This is a genomic window from Ancylobacter amanitiformis (genome assembly GCF_030814815.1).
GTDB classification, from domain to species: Bacteria; Pseudomonadota; Alphaproteobacteria; order Rhizobiales; family Xanthobacteraceae; genus Ancylobacter; species Ancylobacter amanitiformis.
Map to the genome: position 1 here is coordinate 676833 of NZ_JAUSVR010000001.1, position 18098 is coordinate 694930.

Annotated in this window: 23 protein-coding genes; 9 read left to right on the forward strand and 14 right to left on the reverse strand. The window is 65.9% G+C overall.

Translation table 11 applies throughout. The features are described 5' to 3' along the window. Positions 1–10 precede the first annotated feature (10 nt). A complete protein-coding gene (locus QOZ99_RS02970; RefSeq protein ID WP_306888395.1) occupies positions 11–583 on the forward strand; it encodes a dihydrofolate reductase family protein in 573 nt (190 codons plus the stop codon). Between the two features lie 13 nt (positions 584–596). On the opposite strand, the gene QOZ99_RS02975 is transcribed toward QOZ99_RS02970, so the two are convergent. After that, the gene (locus tag QOZ99_RS02975; protein WP_306888396.1) at positions 597–1109 is read right to left on the reverse strand and encodes a GNAT family N-acetyltransferase; all 513 of its coding nucleotides are present in this window, start codon (positions 1107–1109) and stop codon (positions 597–599) included. Positions 1110–1366: 257 nt separating this feature from the next. Here QOZ99_RS02975 and QOZ99_RS02980 point away from each other — a divergent pair, with 257 nt between their 5' ends. The 4 genes from QOZ99_RS02980 (at position 1367) to QOZ99_RS02995 (ending at position 5136) form a co-directional block, all read left to right on the forward strand. Then, positions 1367–1930 carry a helix-turn-helix domain-containing protein gene (locus tag QOZ99_RS02980; protein WP_306888397.1) on the forward strand — a complete coding sequence of 188 codons (564 nt, stop codon included), beginning with the start codon at positions 1367–1369 and terminating at the stop codon, positions 1928–1930. 18 nt (positions 1931–1948) lie between these two features. Next, positions 1949–2464: a GNAT family N-acetyltransferase gene (locus QOZ99_RS02985; RefSeq protein WP_306888398.1), complete on the forward strand. Its 516-nt coding sequence runs from the start codon at positions 1949–1951 to the stop codon at positions 2462–2464. 98 nt (positions 2465–2562) lie between these two features. After that, positions 2563–3534 (forward strand): glutathione S-transferase family protein, encoded by a 972-nt coding sequence (locus tag QOZ99_RS02990; RefSeq protein WP_306888400.1) that lies wholly within the window; start codon positions 2563–2565, stop codon positions 3532–3534. A gap of 93 nt (positions 3535–3627) precedes the next feature. After that, positions 3628–5136: a P-loop ATPase, Sll1717 family gene (locus QOZ99_RS02995; RefSeq protein ID WP_306888401.1), complete on the forward strand. Its 1509-nt coding sequence runs from the start codon at positions 3628–3630 to the stop codon at positions 5134–5136. A gap of 12 nt (positions 5137–5148) precedes the next feature. Here the strand turns inward: QOZ99_RS02995 and QOZ99_RS03000 are convergent, their stop codons facing one another. Next, positions 5149–5832: a class I SAM-dependent methyltransferase gene (locus tag QOZ99_RS03000; RefSeq protein ID WP_306888402.1), complete on the reverse strand. Its 684-nt coding sequence runs from the start codon at positions 5830–5832 to the stop codon at positions 5149–5151. A 57-nt stretch (positions 5833–5889) separates the two neighbouring features. Beyond that, complete coding sequence (gene mnmA / locus QOZ99_RS03005; RefSeq protein WP_306888403.1) at positions 5890–7077, reverse strand: tRNA 2-thiouridine(34) synthase MnmA; 1188 nt, start codon at positions 7075–7077, stop codon at positions 5890–5892. 409 nt (positions 7078–7486) lie between these two features. Here mnmA and sciP point away from each other — a divergent pair, with 409 nt between their 5' ends. Continuing rightward, entirely contained in the window at positions 7487–7762 is a 276-nt protein-coding gene (sciP, locus tag QOZ99_RS03010) for a CtrA inhibitor SciP (RefSeq protein ID WP_144342224.1), read from the forward strand. 198 nt (positions 7763–7960) lie between these two features. Here the strand turns inward: sciP and phnN are convergent, their stop codons facing one another. From phnN to phnG, 9 genes are all read right to left on the reverse strand, one after another. After that, on the reverse strand, positions 7961–8536 hold the full coding sequence (gene phnN / locus QOZ99_RS03015) for a phosphonate metabolism protein/1,5-bisphosphokinase (PRPP-forming) PhnN (RefSeq protein ID WP_306888443.1): 576 nt from the start codon (positions 8534–8536) through the stop codon (positions 7961–7963). Positions 8537–8619: 83 nt separating this feature from the next. Further along, entirely contained in the window at positions 8620–9759 is a 1140-nt protein-coding gene (locus tag QOZ99_RS03020; RefSeq protein ID WP_306888404.1) for an alpha-D-ribose 1-methylphosphonate 5-triphosphate diphosphatase, read from the reverse strand. 20 nt (positions 9760–9779) lie between these two features. Further along, on the reverse strand, positions 9780–10481 hold the full coding sequence (gene phnL, locus QOZ99_RS03025; RefSeq protein WP_306888406.1) for a phosphonate C-P lyase system protein PhnL: 702 nt from the start codon (positions 10479–10481) through the stop codon (positions 9780–9782). Positions 10482–10492: 11 nt separating this feature from the next. Then, positions 10493–11269: a phosphonate C-P lyase system protein PhnK gene (gene phnK, locus QOZ99_RS03030; protein ID WP_306888407.1), complete on the reverse strand. Its 777-nt coding sequence runs from the start codon at positions 11267–11269 to the stop codon at positions 10493–10495. Further along, complete coding sequence (locus tag QOZ99_RS03035; protein ID WP_306888408.1) at positions 11266–11745, reverse strand: GNAT family N-acetyltransferase; 480 nt, start codon at positions 11743–11745, stop codon at positions 11266–11268. The genes phnK and QOZ99_RS03035 overlap by 4 nt, the downstream gene beginning before the upstream one ends. Next, on the reverse strand, positions 11742–12656 hold the full coding sequence (locus QOZ99_RS03040; RefSeq protein ID WP_306888409.1) for an alpha-D-ribose 1-methylphosphonate 5-phosphate C-P-lyase PhnJ: 915 nt from the start codon (positions 12654–12656) through the stop codon (positions 11742–11744). The genes QOZ99_RS03035 and QOZ99_RS03040 overlap by 4 nt, the downstream gene beginning before the upstream one ends. Beyond that, on the reverse strand, positions 12653–13738 hold the full coding sequence (locus QOZ99_RS03045) for a carbon-phosphorus lyase complex subunit (protein ID WP_306888410.1): 1086 nt from the start codon (positions 13736–13738) through the stop codon (positions 12653–12655). Before QOZ99_RS03045 ends, QOZ99_RS03040 begins: the two co-directional genes overlap by 4 nt. A 3-nt stretch (positions 13739–13741) precedes the next feature. Beyond that, positions 13742–14347 carry a phosphonate C-P lyase system protein PhnH gene (gene phnH / locus QOZ99_RS03050; RefSeq protein ID WP_306888411.1) on the reverse strand — a complete coding sequence of 202 codons (606 nt, stop codon included), beginning with the start codon at positions 14345–14347 and terminating at the stop codon, positions 13742–13744. A 1-nt stretch (position 14348) separates the two neighbouring features. Further along, positions 14349–14822, reverse strand: coding sequence for a phosphonate C-P lyase system protein PhnG (phnG, locus tag QOZ99_RS03055; protein ID WP_306888412.1), 474 nt, complete (start codon positions 14820–14822; stop codon positions 14349–14351). Between the two features lie 110 nt (positions 14823–14932). Between phnG and phnF the strand changes: the two genes are divergently transcribed. The 3 genes from phnF (at position 14933) to QOZ99_RS03070 (ending at position 16731) form a co-directional block, all read left to right on the forward strand. Beyond that, on the forward strand, positions 14933–15709 hold the full coding sequence (gene phnF, locus QOZ99_RS03060; RefSeq protein WP_306888413.1) for a phosphonate metabolism transcriptional regulator PhnF: 777 nt from the start codon (positions 14933–14935) through the stop codon (positions 15707–15709). A gap of 9 nt (positions 15710–15718) precedes the next feature. Further along, entirely contained in the window at positions 15719–16327 is a 609-nt protein-coding gene (locus QOZ99_RS03065) for a pyridoxamine 5'-phosphate oxidase family protein (protein WP_306888414.1), read from the forward strand. A 146-nt stretch (positions 16328–16473) separates the two neighbouring features. Further along, positions 16474–16731, forward strand: a complete 258-nt coding sequence (locus QOZ99_RS03070; protein ID WP_306888415.1) for a hypothetical protein — start codon at positions 16474–16476, stop codon at positions 16729–16731. 30 nt (positions 16732–16761) lie between these two features. On the opposite strand, the gene QOZ99_RS03075 is transcribed toward QOZ99_RS03070, so the two are convergent. Further along, on the reverse strand, positions 16762–17499 hold the full coding sequence (locus QOZ99_RS03075) for an IS5 family transposase (RefSeq protein ID WP_306888416.1): 738 nt from the start codon (positions 17497–17499) through the stop codon (positions 16762–16764). 140 nt (positions 17500–17639) lie between these two features. Continuing rightward, positions 17640–18098 (reverse strand): IS5 family transposase (locus QOZ99_RS03080; RefSeq protein ID WP_306888417.1); only part of this gene is annotated, 459 nt, incomplete at its 5' end.

The window sequence follows — 18098 nt, forward strand, 5'->3', positions numbered from 1 at the left end:
GGAGAGCGGCATGACCATCATCCGCGGCTTCATCGCCGCCAGCCTTGACGGCTACATCGCCGACCGCGATGGCGGCATCGGCTGGCTCGCGCCCTTCGACGAGGTCGATTACGGCTATGCCGGCTTCCTCGCCGAGATCGGCACGGTGGTGATGGGCCGCGGCACTTTCGATGTGGTGGCCGGCTTCGAGAGCGGCTGGCCCTATGCCGGCAAGCGCGGCATCGTCGTCACCTCGACGCCGCTGGCAAGCGCCCCCGCCGGCGTCGACACATGGCACAAAGGCGTGCCGGCGCTCATCGCCCATCTGCGCGCCCAGGAGGGGGAGAATGCGGGCGGCGACATCTGGCTGGTCGGCGGTGGCGGGCTGCAGGCGGCGTTCATCGAGGCCGGCGCGCTCGACCGGCTGGACCTGTTCGTCATCCCCGTGCTGCTGGGCGAGGGCGTACCGCTCTTCCCCAAAACGCTCTTCCCCAAAACACACTTCGCTAGGACGCCGGCGCCGCCCCGCGCCCTCACGCTGGAGGCGAGCCTCCGGCTGGACAAGGGCATGGTGCGGCTGACCTACACGCTCCAGCGTCAGTGAGACGGGCGGCCCCTCACGCCACTTCCGCGAAGCCCTTGCGCACCGGGCCGCGCACCGCCTCGACCGCCGTGTCGTCCAGCATGCAGACCAGCACGCGCGCGGGGTCGACCGGGCCCGGCAGCGTCACCTGGCCGTGCGGCACGCGCTTGAAGCCCATCCGCCCGTAATAGGGCTCGTCGCCCACCAGCAGCAGCAGGTTGGCCCCATCCGCCCTGGCGGCGCCGAGCGCGCGCTCCACCAGCCGCCGGCCGATGCCGTGCGAGCGGAAGGGCGGCTCCACCGTGAGCGGGCCGAGCAGCAGCGCGGGCGCCTCGCCGATGAGGATCGGCGTCAACCGCACCGAGCCCACCAGCATAGTGCCGATATAGGCGGTGAAGGACAGGTCGCGCCGGTGCGGATTGCCCTCGCGCAGCCGATACGCGGTGCGGGCGTAACGGCCGGGCCCGAACGTGCGCGCCACCAGCCGCTCGATGGCGGCATCGTCGGCGGGGCGTTCGGTGAGAAGGGTGATCGACAGCTCGGTCATGGGAGTCTCGGCGCTCAAGGCATCTGCAAGCCGCCGCGCCGAGCGGCCGGGAGTCACGGCCGCAGGCGGACGGAGACGAAAAGGCACGCAGGCGCCATCGCGCCGCGGGCACGCTCGTCTCGTCGTCGCTGGGCCGGCATCCGATACATCACTGCACCCCTGAAAGGGCGCCTCGGATAGCACAGGCGCGCCGGCAGGTCGAGGCCGTTTGGAACAGCGCCTTGCCAGTCATCCGCCTGATATCGTATAAGTTACGTATGTCTACTATTCCAGACGATACAAGCTCGCGTCTCGCCCGTCGCATCCGGCTCGAGCGGGAGGCGCGCGGCTGGTCGCTCGCCAATCTCGCCGCGCGGGCGCAGGTGTCGAAGGCCGCCATCAGCAAGATCGAGCGCATGGAAACCAGCCCGAGCGCGGCGACGCTGGTGCGCCTCGCCAGCGCGTTCGATCTCTCCCTCGCCGGCCTGCTGCTGCGCGCCGAGGGCGGCGAGCGCCTCGTTCGCGCTGCCGACCAGCCGCTGTGGCGCGACCCGGCGAGCGGCTATACCCGCCGGCAGATCTTCGCGCGGGCCGACCATCCGGTGGAACTGGTGGAGGTGGAACTGCCGCCCGGCGCGCGGGTCGAACTGCCGGCCGCCTCCTATGCGCGGCTGCGGCAGATCCTGCAGGTGCGCCAGGGCGAGCTGGTGCTGACCGAAGGCAGCCGGCGCCATGAGATGAAGGCCGGCGACTGCCTCGGCTTCGGCGCCCCCGCCGACGTGATCTTCGCCAACGAGGCGGCATCGCCCTGCCGCTACCTCGTCGCCCTCACCCGTCTGTAATCACCCCCGCGAGCCCGCATGACCGCACCGATCATCCGCCCCCTCGCGCCCGATCCGATGATGATCGGCGCCCTCGCCTCGATGCTCGTGGCAACCGTCGCGGGTGGCGGCTCGGTCGGCTTCATGCATCCATTGAGCCTTGAGACCGCCGCCGCCTTCTGCCGGGCCGGGCTTGAGGGCGCGGCACGGGGCGAGCGCATCATCCTCGGCGCCTTTGTCGCGGGCGAACTGGCCGGCACGGTGACGCTGCACCTCGCCTTGCCGGAGAACCAGCCGCACCGGGCGGAAATCGCCAAGATGATGACCCTCCCCGCCTTTCGCGGCCGCGGCATCGCCTCGGCGCTGCTGGTGGAGGCCGAGCGTCTGGCCCGCCTGCGCGGGCGCACGCTGCTGGTGCTGGACACCGCGAGCGAGGGCGGCGCGGCCGGCCTGTACGAGAAGCACGGCTTCCGCCGCGCCGGGGAAATTCCCGACTTCGCGCTGAAGCCACAGGGCGGCCTCACCGGAACGCTGGTCTATTTCAAGCAGATCTGAACCGCAGCGGCACAATCGCCTCTTTGCCTTTCCGCACGACGCGGCGGGGTGCCCTGCGGCCCGTTTCGCTCTAGCTTGATCTCAAACGGGAGGATCGCATGGGATTGCTGGTCGACGGCCAATGGGTCGACAAATGGTACGACACCACGAGCACCGGCGGGCGCTTCGTGCGCACCGTCACGCAGTTTCGCAACTGGGTGACGCCGGACGGCGCGGCAGGTCCTTCCGGCGAGGGCGGCTTTTCCGCCGAGGCGGGGCGCTATCATCTCTATGTCTCGCTCGCCTGCCCCTGGGCTCATCGCACGCTGATCTTCCGCGCGCTGAAGCAGCTGGAAGACGTCATCTCCGTCTCGGTGGTCGATCCGTTCATGGGCGCGGAAGGCTGGGTATTCGCCGACCACGCCGCCCGCCGCACGCCGGGCGCCACGAGTGATTCCGTGCTCGGCGCGCAGCGGCTCTACGAGGTCTATCTCGCCGCCGACCCCGCCTATTCCGGCCGCGTCACCGTGCCCGTGCTGTGGGATCGCAAACGCGGCACCATCGTGAACAACGAATCCGCCGAGATCATCCGCATGCTCAACTCGGCTTTCGGTGCCCTCACCGACGACCGACACGATTATTACCCCGCCGCGCTGGCCGGCGAGATCGACGCGCTCAATGCCCGCATCTATGACACGGTGAATAACGGCGTGTACAAGGCGGGCTTCGCCACCGCGCAGGACGCCTATGAGGAAGCCGTCACGGCGCTGTTCACCCAGCTGGACGAGCTGGAAGCGCGGCTGCAAGGTCGTTCCTGGCTGATGGGCGAGACCCTCACGGAAGCGGATGTGCGCCTGTTCACCACGCTGGTCCGCTTCGATCCGGTCTATGTCGGGCACTTCAAGTGCAATATCCGCCGCATCGTCGACTACCCCAACCTGAAACGCTTCGTGCAGGCCCTGTACGCGCTGCCGGGCGTAGCCGGGACGGTGAACCTCACCCACATCAAGCGGCACTATTACGAGAGCCACACCACGATCAACCCGACCGGGATCGTGCCGGTGGGGCCGGATATGGGGTGGCTGGGGTGAGCTAATCAAAAAAAGAACGGGCTGCCTCAAGAATTATGGCTCTTTCCAACTGATATGACACACTTATAATCCTCCCGATTAAGGGAGGATTTAATGAAGCTTCTCAGAGAGATCGACTTCGGCGAACCCGATGCGAATGCTGAATATTTTAGTTCGCTCCGGGCCAATCGCGCACCCCTTTATATTAGGGCTTGGAGCGAGCCTGAGGTTAGCAACTATGATGCCTTTAGCTCGGGACAGAAGTTCATCTTGACGGGACAAAAGGGCACAGGAAAAACAGCCATTTTGCGTCACATGGAGAGCGTTTCAAAGGAAAAAGGATACCTTACCGAGTTCATCGTATTCAAGAATGAAATAATGAGAGAAGCTGAATTACTAAAATTCGACAATAAAAGCATAACGGGATCAATTATATCCGAAGAAGAACTAAAGAATAATAAATTTTATTACCATTCAATAAAGAGGATAATGACATCTATAATAATATCAAAATTAAAAATAGATCGAAAATCTAATGAAAGTGAAGGACAAGAAAAATTCATTGATAAATTTATCGGCAAGAGCGGAAAGGAAGCTATTCGGCTTGCATTTGATTCAATTGTTAACATTATTGAATCTGCCGAAATAGATTTCAATAAATTAAAAAATATACCCGTAAAAATAGATCCAGGTCAGCTTGTAAAAAAAGCAAACGACGACTTTTTAAATTCAGCTGTTCGTATTGCGAAAGAAACGAGCGCCAAAGTTCGGATTTTCTTCGACGAAATGCATTTCGCATTTAGAGACAAAGACTCACTTAAATCAGATGCCGCGTTGGTACGAGATACTGTTCTCGCCGCACAGGCCCTCAATGAAAGATTTGCTGAAGAACGAATTGATATTGTTATATTGATTTCATTGCGGAGAGAATTTTTGGAGCAACCGGAGATCGCGCAGGCCGACATTGTGCACGTAGTGGAATCGTATGGCGAAACAATAACATGGGAAAACCATCCAGCCACCGAAAGACATCCAATATTTGAATTTATAACTTTAAGATTCAAAGAAGCACTTGGGAAAAAATTCAATCGAAATGAATTATTGCAAACGTATTTGAAAGAAATTGATCCAGTTGATTTTCTCGAGTATACTTGGTCAAAGCCACGAGATATTGTTCGATTTTTCAAAATAGCTCAATCTATTGATGGAAATACGATATCCATAAATCCTCAAAAATACAAAATAATACTAAGGAGATACTGCACACAGGCGTGGCAAGAGGCTAAATCAGCCTTGGCGGCATTCATTCCCATTGATGCCATCCCGTTGTTAGAAGCTGGATTAAAAGAAATTGCGCCAGGACAATTTGATGGAAGCATTCGGATCGACAAATCATCCTTTCAGAAAGTTATGAAAACTGCATACGAAAGCTCCAAAGAGGCCGGAGTGAGGTACTCGATCGATGATTTTTGTGGAATACTTTACATGATAGGAATTTTTTACTACACATATACAGACGCCAACGGAAAGCAGATATACCAACAATATCACCGAGGGAATACTAACCCGACCCAATCTGGTGAGATTCGTATTCACTCGGCTATCGCCAAAGCGCTATCCTAGCCCTTTAAGCCCTCACCCCGCCAGCGCCACGCTCTCGCTCGCCGCGGCAATCTCCGCCTGCGTGCGCTTGCGGAAGCGCACCAGCGTGTACATGCCGAGCGCCACGTCGCGCTTGATCGGCAGATCCACGGTGCCGTTCTGCACCGCCCAGTTGCGCAGGCGCGCGAACTGGAATTCCGGACGCCAGCCGAGCTTGCGCGCCTTGCGGGCGAACCATTTCTCGAACGCCGCGCGCGGGCCGTCCTCGGCGCCGAGATGGTTGACCAGAATGATCTCGCCGCCGGGCTTGAGCACGCGGGCCATCTCGTCCAGCGTCTCCTCGGGCTGCGGCACCACGGTGATGACGAACTGGGCCATGACCACGTCGAACGAATTGTCGGCAAAGCCCATATGCGCGCCGTCCATCAGGACGAGGCCCTCGACATGGGGCAGCCCCTCCTTCTTCACCCGCTCGCGCGCCTTTTGCAGCATGGGCTCGGAAATATCGACGCCGACGAAGCGGTTGCTGCGCTTGTAATTGGGCAGGGCGATGCCGGTGCCCACGCCGAATTCGAGAATGCGGCCGCCGATCTTTTCCGCCGCCTTCGTCGCCGCCTTGCGACCGGCCTCGAAAACCGCGCCGAACACCACATCATAGACCGGCGCCCAGCGGGCGTAGGCTTCCTCGACGGTGGCACGGTCCAGATCGGTCGTCATGACGTTTACCCCTGCTGCTGCCCGGGCCGATCGCCCGGCCCGTCCGGCCCGTTCGACTCACGCCGATCGCGCCATCATCTCCGCGTCGCGTGTCAGCGCCGTAACGGGTGCCCGTGAACGGCGGATGACGCCGCCGCCGAGCAGGCGCGCGCCCGCGCCGGCGTCTTCGTAGAAAACGCAGGCCTGGCCCGGCGCCACGCCCTCTTCGGCCGCGCTCAGATGCACCTCCAGCGCCCCATCCGCCGCCAGCGCGAGGCGGCCGGGCGCGGGCGCACGGGCCGAGCGCACCTTCACGTGAAGGTCGCGGCCGGCAGCGGCGGCCGTCTCCAATGGCTCGTCGCCGATCCAGTTGACCTCGTCGACACGAATGACCGTGACGCCGAGCGCCGAGCGCGGGCCCACCAGCACGCGCCGCTTGCCCGCATCGATGCCCACCACGTAGAGCGGCTCGGACGAGGCGATGCCGAGCCCCTTGCGCTGGCCGATCGTGTAGCGCATCACGCCGGCATGCCGGCCGAGCACGCGCCCGTCCAGATGCACGATCTCGCCGGGCTCCGCCGCCTCGGGCCGCAGTTTCTCGACGATGGCTGTGTAGTGGCCGTTCGGCACGAAGCAGATATCCTGACTGTCCGGCTTGTCGGCCACCTTGAGGCCGAAGCCCTCCGCCAGCGCGCGCACCTCGGGCTTGGTAGTCTCGCCGAGCGGGAAGCGGAGCATGTCGATCTGCTGCTGCGTCGTCGCGTAGAGGAAATAGCTCTGGTCGCGGTTCTCGTCGAGCGGACGAAACAGCGCGCGCCGCCCGTCGGCCAGCGGGCGGCTGGTCACGTAATGGCCGGTGGCGAGAATGTCGGCGCCGAGATCGCGCGCGGTTTCCAGCAGGTCGCGGAATTTCACCGTGCGATTGCAGTCGACGCAGGGGATCGGCGTTTCCCCGGCGGCATAGGCGTCGGCGAAACGCTCGATCACCGCGTGGCGGAAGCGGCTCTCGTAATCCAGCACGTAATGGGGGATGCCGAGCTTCTCGGCGACCGTGCGCGCGTCATAAATATCCTGCCCCGCGCAGCAGGCGCCGGGGCGGTGATGCATGGCCTCGCCATGGTCATAGAGCTGCAGCGTGACGCCCAGCACGTCATAGCCCGCCTGCGCATACAGCGCGGCGACGACGGAGGAGTCCACGCCGCCCGACATCGCCACCACCACGCGGGTCTGGCTCGGGGAGCGGGAAGTGTCGTCGAGACGGATCATGGCCAAGCGGGATTGGAGAATGCGACGGCGCGCGGGGGGAAGCCGAACATAGCTCCCCTATATAGGACAGGACGGCGGATCTATGAACCCTCGGCATGCGCCTAATCCGTGCGACGGCGCGCGTCGTTCCGCCCCGCCCTCGGGGTGGCGATGCCGGGCCTCCCTGACGCCCGCCGGATCGTCCCCTTCCGCGCCGCGCGGCGCACGCAGGACGGCCGGGCAATCATGTGGTGGCGGCGCACCACGGGAAATGCTGCCGTTGCGTCACGAAACGTAAATAAAGTCCTTCGGCAATATTAACAATGCGAGCGAGTCTTGACACTCACTGATACGTGATTCGCTTAGGGAAATATTTAAAGCTCGTCCTTTATGCTGCAGGCATTGGTCGTGTGTATTGAGTGAGCGTGGCATGACAGAACCCTATCGCCCGAGGGTGAAATATGTAATCGGGCCGGACGGAAGTCCGTTAACCATTGCCGACCTTCCCCCGCCCAACACCCGGCGGTGGGTCATCCGCCGCAAGGCGGAAGTGGTCGCCGCCGTCCGCGGGGGGCTCCTCAGCCTGGAGGAGGCCTGCAAGCGCTACACCTTGACGACCGAGGAATTCCTGTCCTGGCAGGCCTCGATCGACCGCCATGGCCTGGCCGGCCTGCGCACCACGCGCATCCAGCAATACCGGCAGTAAAGCCGGCACGAAGACGTATTTTGCTTGAACGATACCTGCACGATCTCATGGCCGGGTAACACCCGGCCATTTTCGTGTCTTTCCTCCGCCGGGTAACACCCGGCCATTTTCATATCTTCTCCCGGCCGGGCAATACCCGGCCATTTTCATATCTTCTCCCGGCCGGGCAATACCCGGCCATTTTCGCCGTCGGGCCTGCTACAGCCCCCGCAGGAAGGCCGCCAGCCTCTCGCCCGCCTCGAACGGGGCGCCGACATTGAGGATCCGCAGGTCGGGCTCGCCGTCGAGCACCGGCTCGCGCGCAAGGCGCTGGGCGAGCGCGGCCTCGCCTTCACGCCCGCGGGCCGTGATGCGCGCCGCCAGCACCTCGGGCGGCGCGGTGACATGCACCAGCCTCACATGAAGGAAGCGCCCGCGCGCCTCGGGCACCGCCGCGCGCGAGCCGTTGGCGACCACGATGTGGCCGGCCGCGATATCCTGCGCCACCTCCTCGCCCAGCGCGTAGCACAGGCCGTTCGCGCGCCAGTGGAGCGGGAAACGCCCGTCCGCCACGCCCGCCGCGAAGGCATCCTCGTCCAGCGCGATGTGGTTCTCCGTGGCATCGGCGGCGCGGGTGATGCGCCGGCGCGCGAAGCGTATGTTCGCCCGTGCCGCGAGGCGCTCGCGCGCATGGGCGATCAGCGTGTCCTTGCCCGCGCCCGAGGGACCCACCACCAGAACCAGCACGCCCGGCCCGAGGCGGCGATCGCCGGGAACGCAGGTCTCTTGCGCCACGCTCTTTTGCGCCGCGTTCTTTTGCGCCGCGCCCCCTTGCGCCGCGCTCTCGCCCGCAATGCTCTCGCCCGCGTCGCTCTCGCTCACGCCACGCGCTCCCCGGCTCGCCACACCGCCCGCGCCACCGGCACCGGGCCGGCATCGGAAACCCGCTGGAAATCCGCCCGCAGCCCCGTGGCCAGCCGTCCGCGATCCGCCAGCCCGGCGGCATCGGCCGGGTTGGCGCTCACCATCCGCACCGCCTGCGGCAGCGTGATCGCCTCCACCCGGCGCGGCAGGTCGAAGGCGGCCAGCAGCAGGCTGCCCGGCACATAGTCCGACGACATGATGTCGAGCACCCCGCGCCGCGCCAGCGTCTCCGCCGCGACATTGCCGGTATGCGAACCGCCGCGCACCATGTTGGGCGCGCCCATCAGCACGCGGATGCCGACGGCGTGCGAGCCGTCCGCCGCCACATCCGTGGTCGGAAATTCGGCGATGGCGATGCCGTCCTCGATGGCCTCGACGATGTGCTCATGCGTGGCATCGTCATGGCTCGCCAGCACGATGCCGCGCGCGCGCGCCATTTTCACCAGCCGGGCCCGGTTCGGCCGCGCATGGAGGCGGTGCGCCTCCTGCCGCTTCTCGACGATCACGTCCATCTCGGCCACCGAGATGCCGCTCTTCTTCATGTAATAGGCGCGGAAATGCTCCTCGGTGAGGAATTGCCGCTGGCCCGGCGTGTGGTCCATCAGCGAGATGAGCCGCACATCGGCGCTTTCCATCAGCGCCTGCGCATCCTCCACCACGCCCTCGGCGGCCACCTCGCAGCGCAGGTGCACGAAATGCTCCGCGCGCATCAGGCCGGCCTCGCTCGCCTCGCGCAGGGTGGCGGCGAGCAGCGGGGCGTCGCCGTCCATGCCCACGGCCCGCTTGTCCGGCCACACGCGCAGCGAATCGAACACGGTGGTGATGCCGGCCGCCGCGATCTGCGCGTCATAGGCCGTCACCGCCGCGAAGGCGTTCCACATCACGCGCGGGCGGGGATAGAGATGGCCCTCGACATGGTCGGTATGCAGTTCGACGAAGCCGGGCAGCACATAATCGCCCTGCATGTCCTGTGCCGTCGGCGGCGCGCTGCCCTCGCCGATCTCGACGATGACGCCATCGCGCACCACCAGATGGCCGTGCCGCACCTCATCGGGCAGCACCAGCCGGGCATTGGCGTAAACCGTCTCGTTCATATCGTCCTCATGCCGAAGAATTACGCCGCCTGTGCGAATGCCGTCACGTCGATCACCCGATCGCACACGGCCTCGCGCACCTCGGCGTCGTGGAAAATGCCGAGAATGGCCACACCGGCGCGCTTCTTCTCCCCGATGAGGTCGACCACCACCTGCCGGTTGGCGGCATCGAGCGAGGCGGTCGGCTCGTCCATGAGGAGCAGCGGGCGGTGGGCGATCAGCCCGCGGGCGATGTTCACCCGCTGCTGCTCGCCGCCCGAGAAGGTGGCGGGCGGCAATTGCCACAGCCGCTCCGGCAGGTTCAGCCGCGCCAGCAGCGCGCCCGCCCGCGCCGTGGCTTCCGCGCGCGCGACCCCGTCGCCCACCAGAGGCTCGGCCACCACGTCGAGCGCGCCCACACGCGGGATCACCCGCAGGAACTGGCTGACATAGCCCATGGTGTGCGCGCGCAGGCGGATCAGCCGGCGCGGGTCGGCCGTGGCGACATCGACCACCTCCCCGCCCTCGCTCACGCGGATATGGCCCGCGTCGACGCGGTAATTGCCGTACACCATCTTCAGCACGGAGCTTTTCCCCGCGCCCGAGGGCCCGCCCAGCGCCACGCATTCCCCGGCCAGCAGCTGAAAGCCGGCGCCCGACACCACCGGCAGCCGCGCGCCCTCGCGCAGGTGCAGGACGAAGGTCTTGGCGACGCCGGCGACGGAGAGGATGGGTTCACTCATCGTCATCTGCCTCACGCCGCCAGAACCGAGGAAACGAGCAGTTGCGTATAGGGCTCGCGCGGATCGTCGAGCACCTGGTCGGTGAGCCCGGTCTCGATCACTCGCCCCTGCCGCATCACCACCATGCGGTGCGACAGCAGCCGCGCCACCGCGAGATCGTGGGTGACGATGATGACCGCCAGCCCCAGATCGGAGACCAGCCCGCGAATGAGATCGAGCAGCCGCGCCTGCACCGAGACATCGAGCCCGCCGGTCGGCTCATCCATGAAGACGAGGCGCGGCCGCGTCACCAGGTTGCGGGCGATCTGCAGACGCTGGCGCATGCCGCCGGAAAAGGCGCGCGGGTCGTCGTCGATGCGGTCACCGGCAATCTCCACCTTGGCCAACCAGTCGAGAGCCTCGGCGCGGATCTGCCCGTAATGGCGCCAGCCCACCGCCATCAGCCGCTCGCCGACATTGCCGCCGGCCGAGACGGCCATACGCAATCCATCCGCCGGGTTCTGCCGGATGAGGCCCCAGTCGGTGCGCATCAAAAGCCGCCGCTCCGCCGCCGAGAGGGTGGAAAGGTCCGCCAGCCGGCCGTCGCGCAGGCGATAGGAGACGCGTCCGGCCGTGGGGGTGAGTTCGGTGGAGAGCAGGCCGAGCAGGGTCGACTTGCCCGAGCCACTCTCGCCCACCACAGCCAGCACCTCGCCGGGATAGACCTCCAGCGACACATCGCGGCAGCCGAGGCGCGCGCCGTAATTCTTGCCCAGGCCCTCGGCGATCAGCAGGGGATGTTCGCTCATGCCGCCTCCCCGGATGCCGGGGCCTCCTCCAGATGTATGATGTAGCTGAAGCCGTGCCGCTCGAAGCCGAGGCTTTCATAGAAGGCGTGGGCCCGCTCGCGCGACATCCGGGTCGACAGGCTCGCCTTGTAGCAGCCCTTCTCCCGCGCCAGATCGAGCGCCGCCCGCATCATGGCGCGGCCAATGCCCCGCCCCTGCGCCGCTCCCGCCACGGCCACCGCCTCGATGATGGCCGAACGGGCCCCGGCATGGGCGATGTTCTCCATCACCAGCAGCGTGAACGTGCCCAGCGCGGCCCCATCCACCTCCGCCACATGCAGCGTGTAATCGGGATAGCGCGCCATGCGGTCGAAGATCGCCCGCGCCTCCCCCAGGTCGGTGGCGTCCTGCGCGTCCAGTTCGCGATAGAGCGCGAGCACCGCCGGCAGGTCGGCCGGCATGGCGGGGCGGATGGTGAGGGACCCGGGCGCGATCATGCCGCGTCCTCCGCCGGCACGCCCAGCTCGCCCACATGGCCCTGCGCCTGCCGCGTGTTGCAATAGTCGGTGTCCGAGCACACGAACATTCGCCCGCCCTTGTCGTCGAGGATCACCTCGTCGAGATAGACCCCGGTCGCGGCGCACAGCGCGCAGGGCTTGGCGAAGTGCTGCACCTTGAACGGATGGTCCTCGAAGTCGAGCGAATGCACGCGGGTGTGCGGGGGGATGGCGTAGATCCGCTTCTCGCGGCCGGCGCCGAAGAGTTGCAGCGCCGGGCAATCGTCCATTTTCGGGTTGTCGAATTTGGGGATCGGCGAGGGGTCCATCACATAGCGCCCCGCCACTTCCACGGGGTAGGCATAGGTGGTGGCGATATGGCCGTGGCGGGCGATGTCCTCATAGAGCTTCACATGCATGAGCCCATATTCGGCCAGCGCGTGCAGCTGGCGCGTCTCGGTCTCGCGCGGCTCCAGAAAGCGCAGCGGCTCGGGGATCGGCACCTGGTAGACGAGAATCTGGTTCTCGTTCAGCGCCGTCTCGGGGATGCGGTGGCGGGTCTGGATCACCGTGGCGTCCGCCGTCGCGGTGGTGGTGGCGACGCGCGCCGTCTTCTCGAAGAAGCCGCGAATGGCCACCGCATTGGTGGTATCGTCGGCGCCCTGGTCGATGACTTTCAGCACGTCCTTCGGCCCCAGCACGGCCGCCGTCACCTGGACGCCGCCAGTGCCCCAGCCATAGGGCATCGGCATTTCGCGCGCCGCGAACGGCACCTGATAGCCGGGAACCGCGATCGCCTTGAGAATGGCGCGGCGGATCATGCGTTTCGTCTGCTCGTCGAGATAGGCGAAGTTGTAGGTGATGTCGGGCATGGAGGATCGGGGCATGGAGGATGTGGCCTGCGCGCTCATTCCGCGGCCTCCTTCATCTGCGCGGGCGACTCGGCCCGCATGCGGCGCACGAGATCGAGTTCCGCCTGGAAATCCACGTAATGCGGCAGCTTCAGGTGCTCGACAAAGCCGGTCGCCTGCACGTTGTCGCAATGCGAGAGCACGAACTCCTCGTCCTGCGCCGGGCTGCCCGGCTCCTCGCCCAGTTCCTGCCAGCGCAGCGCCCGCTCCACCAGCGCCATCGACATGGCCTTGCGCTCGCACTGGCCGAAGACGAGGCCATAGCCGCGCGTGAACTGCGGCGGCACCTCGGCCGAGCCCTTGAACTGGTTGACCATCTGGCATTCCGTGACCTGCACCGTGCCGAGCGAGACCTCGAAGCCGAGTTCCGGCACGTCGAGCACCACCTCGACATCGCCGAAGCGGATCTCGCCGACGAAAGGATGCGAGCGGGCATAGCCGCGCTGGGTGGAATAGCCGAGCGCCAGCAGGTAGCCCTCGTCGCCCCGCGCCAGCGTCTGCAGCCGCGTTGCGCGGTCCACCGGGAAGGACACCGGCGCGCGGGTAATGTCGAACGGCTCGGACCCATCATCCTGAGGCGCCGCCTCGATCAGCCCCTCCTGCCCCAGAAGGTCGGTCACGCGCGGCATGGCGAGCGGCGCGTCGCTGCCGGTCTCGACCGGGTATTCGCCGCCCTCCCCGCCCAGCGCGGTGTCGAGCAGGCGGTGCGTGTAGTCGAAGGTCGGGCCCAGCAACTGCCCGCCCGGCAGGTCCTTGTAGGTCGCCGAGACCCGCCGGCGCACCAGCATGTCGCCCGTATCGAGCGGCCGGGAATTGCCGAAGCGCGGCAGCGTGGTGCGGAAGGCGCGGATCAGGAAGATCGCCTCGATCAGGTCGCCGCGCGCCTGCTTCACCGCCAGGCTCGCCAGCTCGACATCGTAGAGCGAGCCCTCGGCCATCACCCGGTCCACCGCCAGCGTCAGCTGCTGGGCGATCTGGTCGAGCGTGATCGAGGGAAGCCCGGCATCGCCCCGCCGGCGCTTGCCCAGCAGCGCATGCGCGTTGCGGATGGCCTTCTCGCCGCCTTTTGCCGCGACATACATGGCTCAGCCCTCCTTCACGAACACGGAGCGGGGCAGCCCGGCGACACCGCCGGCCCCGGCCAGCAGCAGGTCCACCCCGCGCGGAAACAGCGCCCGGTTGGCGGCCATGCGCGCGACGAAATCCACCGGCAGTGGCGCGGCACCGAAGCCGGCCGTGCCCTTGATGCCCGGCCCTTCCAGCACCAGATCGCTTTTCCCGAACGATTCCACCTGCAGGATCAGCGTCACCGAGGCATCCGGATAGTCCGGCGAGCCCTGCGGGAAGGCGGTGAAGTCGTTCAGCCCGCGCGGATCGGCGATCAGCGCGAAGCGCGCCGCGCCGGGCTCCTCGACAATCGGCGCGCCGGTGTGGAAGCGCAGGAAGGCGCCCACCGCCGGCGCCGCCGCCAGCGGCGCGTCGAGCCAGATCGGCGTCTCATAATCGCACAGCGCCAGCGCCAGCGCGGCGGCCTCGGGCAATAGCGGCGCGGGCGGGGCCAGCCGCGCGTCCAGCCGCTCGACACGGCCCGGTCGCGCCAGCGCCCACATGGCGGCCCGGAAGCTCGCCTGCGCATCGAATACGGGATCGTCGAAGCCCGCCGACAGCGCGGCGGCAGCCGGATGGGACATGTCAGTCCTCCCCGCGCACGAGGGTGAAGAAGTCGACCTTGGTCGCGGCCGTCTCGGCGCGCACCTGCGCCGCCGCGCCCGCCAGCCGCGCCCGCACCGGTTTGAGCACCGCCTCCACCGCCGCCCGGCGGGTGTCGTCCTGCCACAGCGCATCGATGATCGCGGCGGCTCGGGCGGCCCGCGCATCCCGCCCGAGGCGATAGGCAAAGCCGCTCGCGCCGTCGGCCAGCCGCACCGCGGCCCGCGCCACCGTCGCCTCGCCGAGATTGAACGGGGCGCCATCGCCACCGGTGCGGCCGCGCAGCATCACCAGCCCGACCTCGGGCGGACGCAGGTCCGCGGCGGAGGGGAGCGGCGCAAGGAGCGCCAGCACCGTGTCGATCTCGCCCGCCTCGGCCCGTGCCAACGTGGCCATCAGGCCCTGCCGATCTCTCTGCAAAGCGTTGTCGGGGCTTGATTGTTCAGGGATGGACATTGTCGGGGATCCAGACCTTGACGCTCTGAAAGGTCATTTACTTTCCGGCGAGTTTGTATAATCATCTATACAAACAGGCAAGGGCAGTTTTCACTCCGACGGCGGAAAACATGGACGGCAGCGACGACACGCCGATGACGACGAGCGCGGACGAGACGGAACACGCGGCACCGGCGCGGGGAACCGGGGTGGCGCTGTGGAAGCAGATCGTCGAGCGCATCGAGCTGGACATCGCCGAGGGGCGGCTGTCGCCCGGCATGCGCCTGCCCACCGAGATGGAACTGGCCGAGCGCTTCGGCGTGAACCGCCACACGCTGCGGCGCGCGCTCTCGACGCTCACTGAGCAGGGGATCGTGGAGGCGACGCCAGGGCGCGGCACTTTCGTCAAGCAGCTGCCCATCCGGTATCCCATCGCCGCGCGCACGCGCTTCTCCGAAATCGTCTCCGGCGAGGGCCGCGCACCCGGCGGGCGGCTGGTGCGCTCGCTCATCGAGCCGGCCAGCGCCACCGTCGCGCAGGCGCTGCGCCTGCCCCTCGGCCAGGACGTGCTGCGCATCGACATGGTGCGCGATGCCGATGGCGTGCCCATCACCGTCGGCTCGCACTGGTACGAGGCAACACGCTGCCGCGACCTCGACCTGCTGGTCGCCTCCACCGGATCGGTCACGCGGGCGCTGGAAGCTCTCGGCCTCGGCGACTACCGGCGCCTCGAAACCCGCGTCACGGCCCGCGTGGCGGATGAAGAGGAGCGCCAGCTGCTGAGCCTGCCGGCCGGCCGCACCGTGCTGGTGATCGACGCCATCAACGGCGATGCACGGCGCCAGCCGATCCAGTATTCTCGCGCGCGTTTCGCCGCCGACCGCGTGCAGCTTGTGGTCAGAAACTGAGGAGCCGCCATGAGCCACATCACCCGTCTCGACCAGCTCCGCGCCCTCTATGCCGAGCCCCGCGAGCGTAGCCGCCGCAAGGTGCTGGAGCGGCTCGACGCGCATTGCCGCGCGCTGATCGCGCTCTCCCCGCTGGTGATGATCGGCAGCTTCGGCCCGGACGGGCGAGCCGACGTCACTCCGCGCGGCGATGCGGCGGGCTTCGTCGCGATCCCCGATGACAGCACCCTCCTTATCCCCGACCGCCCGGGCAACAATCGGCTGGATACGCTCACCAACCTCATCGCCAACCCGGCCATCGGCCTGCTCTTCCTCGTGCCGGGCGTTGATGAGACGCTGCGCGTCAACGGCACGGCGGAAATCCGCGACGACGCGGACCTGCTCGCCCCCTTCGCGGTGGAGGGAAAGCGGCCGGTCACGGTGCTGAGGGTCACGGTGCAGGAAGCCTATCTGCACTGCGCCAAGGCCTTCATGCGCTCGCGCGCCTGGGACCCCGCCAGCCATGTCGCGCGCTCTCGCCTGCCGAGCATGGGCGAGATGCTGCGCGACCAGCTCGATCTCGCCACCGCCGAAACACAGGCGGAAATGCTCACGCGCTACCGCGAGACCCTCTATTAGGCCCCCCGCGCGCCGGCGACCCGTCCGATGCCCGCTGCCGGTGCCTCCTGCCGATGCCCCTGCCGGTGCGGCGGATTTTACCGCGGAACGGAGCCGGGGCTGATCCGTTGTCCTGCCAGGGAAACCAGCGGAGAAGGACTTTCGACATGACCGACAACCAGAAGCAGCATGACGAACGCCACGGCGAGACGGTTCATTCCGGCAATGAGCGCACGCGCGGGACGGACCGCAAGGGCGAACACGATCGCAAGGGCGGGAACGTCGAGGCGCAGCGCCGCGCGGCCGATCCGCAGCACAGCCAGACCGGCGCGGTGCATGGCCAGCAGGGCGGCCAGCACGACGAAACCGTTCAGGGCGCCAATGAGCGCACCCGCGATGGCGTGCGCCGGGAAGGCGACCGCTAGGCTCAGGACTCGTTGATCAGAGCCGGAAGATCACGGCAGCTGCGATACAGATGGCCGAGAAGAAGGTGGGGCGCATCGGTCGTAGCGTGTGGCGATGCGTCGCCAATCTTTGAGCTTAGCGAAGAGATTCTCGACCTTGTGGCGCTGACGATATAGCGTTTTGTCGTAGGGATAGGTGATTTTCCGGCTTCGGCTCGACGGGATGCAGGGCTCGATGCCTTTGGCGGCGAGCGCCTGGCGGAACGCGGTGCTGTCATAGCCTCGGTCGGCGACGAGGGCTTTGGCCGGCGGCAGGGCAGCGAGCATGAGGCTTGCGCCCTTGTGGTCTCTCATCTGCCCTTCCGAGAGCAGCATGATGATCGGGCGACCGATATCATCGCAGACTTGTGGAGCTTGGAGTTCAGCCCGCCCTTGGTTCGCCCGATACGACGGGGAACAGCCCCTTTTGAGCAGGCTCGCCGCCGTACGGTGAGCCTTCAGATGGGTGGCGTCGATCATGATGTGACCGGGCTTGGGACCGTTGCCGACAAGCCCGGCGAATATCCGGTCGAAAACACCGAGCCGGCTCCAGCGGATGAAGCGGTTGTAGAGGGTGTTGTGCGGACCATACGCCTTGGGCGCGTCCTTCCACTGTAGGCCGTTGCGGATGACGTAGACGATACCGCTCACCACGCGACGGTCGTCGACCCGTGGCACACCATGCGACAGCGGAAAATGCGGAGCTATCCGAGCCATCTGACGCTCGCTCAGCAGAAACAAATCACCCATCACGGCATCCTCCCGGCCACCGTGAATCACATCTCAAACCAAATTAATATTTCCTGAACCTAGTGGTTCAAATCTTTTAAACGTGGCTTTATCTCAATCTGAACATCGCTCGTGCTGACGATCGGATCTAGGCTCAGGACTCATTGATTACCGAGCCAGAAGATGACGGTAGCGGCGATGCAGATGGCTGAGAAGAAGGTGTGGGCGCAACGATCATAGCGGGTGGCGATACGACGCCAGTCCTTGAGCTTTGCGAACAGGTTCTCGATCCTGTGGCGGTGACGATAGAGCGCCTTGTCATAGGGATAAGGGACCTTGCGGCTGCGGGATGAGGGAATGCAGGGTGTGATGCCCTGGGCGGCCAGTGCCTCGCGGAACCAGGTGCTGTCGTAACCCCGGTCGGCGATGAGGAGTTTGGCGGGCGGCAATGCATCGAGGACGAGGCGTGCACCCTTGTGGTCGCTCATCTGGCCCTCCGATAGCACCATGATGATCGGCCGGCCTTCGCCGTCGCAGACGGTGTGGAGCTTTGAGTTCAGGCCACCTTTGGTGCGCCCGATACGTCGGGGAACATCCCCTTTTTTAAGAGGCTCGCCGCC

Bases quoted from the DNA above. Each gene is read 5' to 3' on its own strand.
- QOZ99_RS02970 (WP_306888395.1), top strand. From the start codon at position 11: ATGACCATCATCCGCGGCTTCATCGCCGCCAGCCTTGACGGCTACATC.
- QOZ99_RS02975 (WP_306888396.1), bottom strand. From the start codon at position 1,109: ATGACCGAGCTGTCGATCACCCTTCTCACCGAACGCCCCGCCGACGAT.
- QOZ99_RS02980 (WP_306888397.1), top strand. From the start codon at position 1,367: ATGTCTACTATTCCAGACGATACAAGCTCGCGTCTCGCCCGTCGCATC.
- QOZ99_RS02985 (WP_306888398.1), top strand. From the start codon at position 1,949: ATGACCGCACCGATCATCCGCCCCCTCGCGCCCGATCCGATGATGATC.
- QOZ99_RS02990 (WP_306888400.1), top strand. From the start codon at position 2,563: ATGGGATTGCTGGTCGACGGCCAATGGGTCGACAAATGGTACGACACC.
- QOZ99_RS02995 (WP_306888401.1), top strand. From the start codon at position 3,628: ATGAAGCTTCTCAGAGAGATCGACTTCGGCGAACCCGATGCGAATGCT.
- QOZ99_RS03000 (WP_306888402.1), bottom strand. From the start codon at position 5,832: ATGACGACCGATCTGGACCGTGCCACCGTCGAGGAAGCCTACGCCCGC.
- mnmA (WP_306888403.1), bottom strand. From the start codon at position 7,077: ATGATCCGTCTCGACGACACTTCCCGCTCCCCGAGCCAGACCCGCGTG.
- sciP (WP_144342224.1), top strand. From the start codon at position 7,487: ATGACAGAACCCTATCGCCCGAGGGTGAAATATGTAATCGGGCCGGAC.
- QOZ99_RS03020 (WP_306888404.1), bottom strand. From the start codon at position 9,759: ATGAACGAGACGGTTTACGCCAATGCCCGGCTGGTGCTGCCCGATGAG.
- phnL (WP_306888406.1), bottom strand. From the start codon at position 10,481: ATGAGTGAACCCATCCTCTCCGTCGCCGGCGTCGCCAAGACCTTCGTC.
- phnK (WP_306888407.1), bottom strand. From the start codon at position 11,269: ATGAGCGAACATCCCCTGCTGATCGCCGAGGGCCTGGGCAAGAATTAC.
- QOZ99_RS03035 (WP_306888408.1), bottom strand. From the start codon at position 11,745: ATGATCGCGCCCGGGTCCCTCACCATCCGCCCCGCCATGCCGGCCGAC.
- QOZ99_RS03040 (WP_306888409.1), bottom strand. From the start codon at position 12,656: ATGAGCGCGCAGGCCACATCCTCCATGCCCCGATCCTCCATGCCCGAC.
- QOZ99_RS03045 (WP_306888410.1), bottom strand. From the start codon at position 13,738: ATGTATGTCGCGGCAAAAGGCGGCGAGAAGGCCATCCGCAACGCGCAT.
- phnH (WP_306888411.1), bottom strand. From the start codon at position 14,347: ATGTCCCATCCGGCTGCCGCCGCGCTGTCGGCGGGCTTCGACGATCCC.
- phnG (WP_306888412.1), bottom strand. From the start codon at position 14,822: ATGTCCATCCCTGAACAATCAAGCCCCGACAACGCTTTGCAGAGAGAT.
- phnF (WP_306888413.1), top strand. From the start codon at position 14,933: ATGGACGGCAGCGACGACACGCCGATGACGACGAGCGCGGACGAGACG.
- QOZ99_RS03065 (WP_306888414.1), top strand. From the start codon at position 15,719: ATGAGCCACATCACCCGTCTCGACCAGCTCCGCGCCCTCTATGCCGAG.
- QOZ99_RS03070 (WP_306888415.1), top strand. From the start codon at position 16,474: ATGACCGACAACCAGAAGCAGCATGACGAACGCCACGGCGAGACGGTT.
- QOZ99_RS03075 (WP_306888416.1), bottom strand. From the start codon at position 17,499: ATGGGTGATTTGTTTCTGCTGAGCGAGCGTCAGATGGCTCGGATAGCT.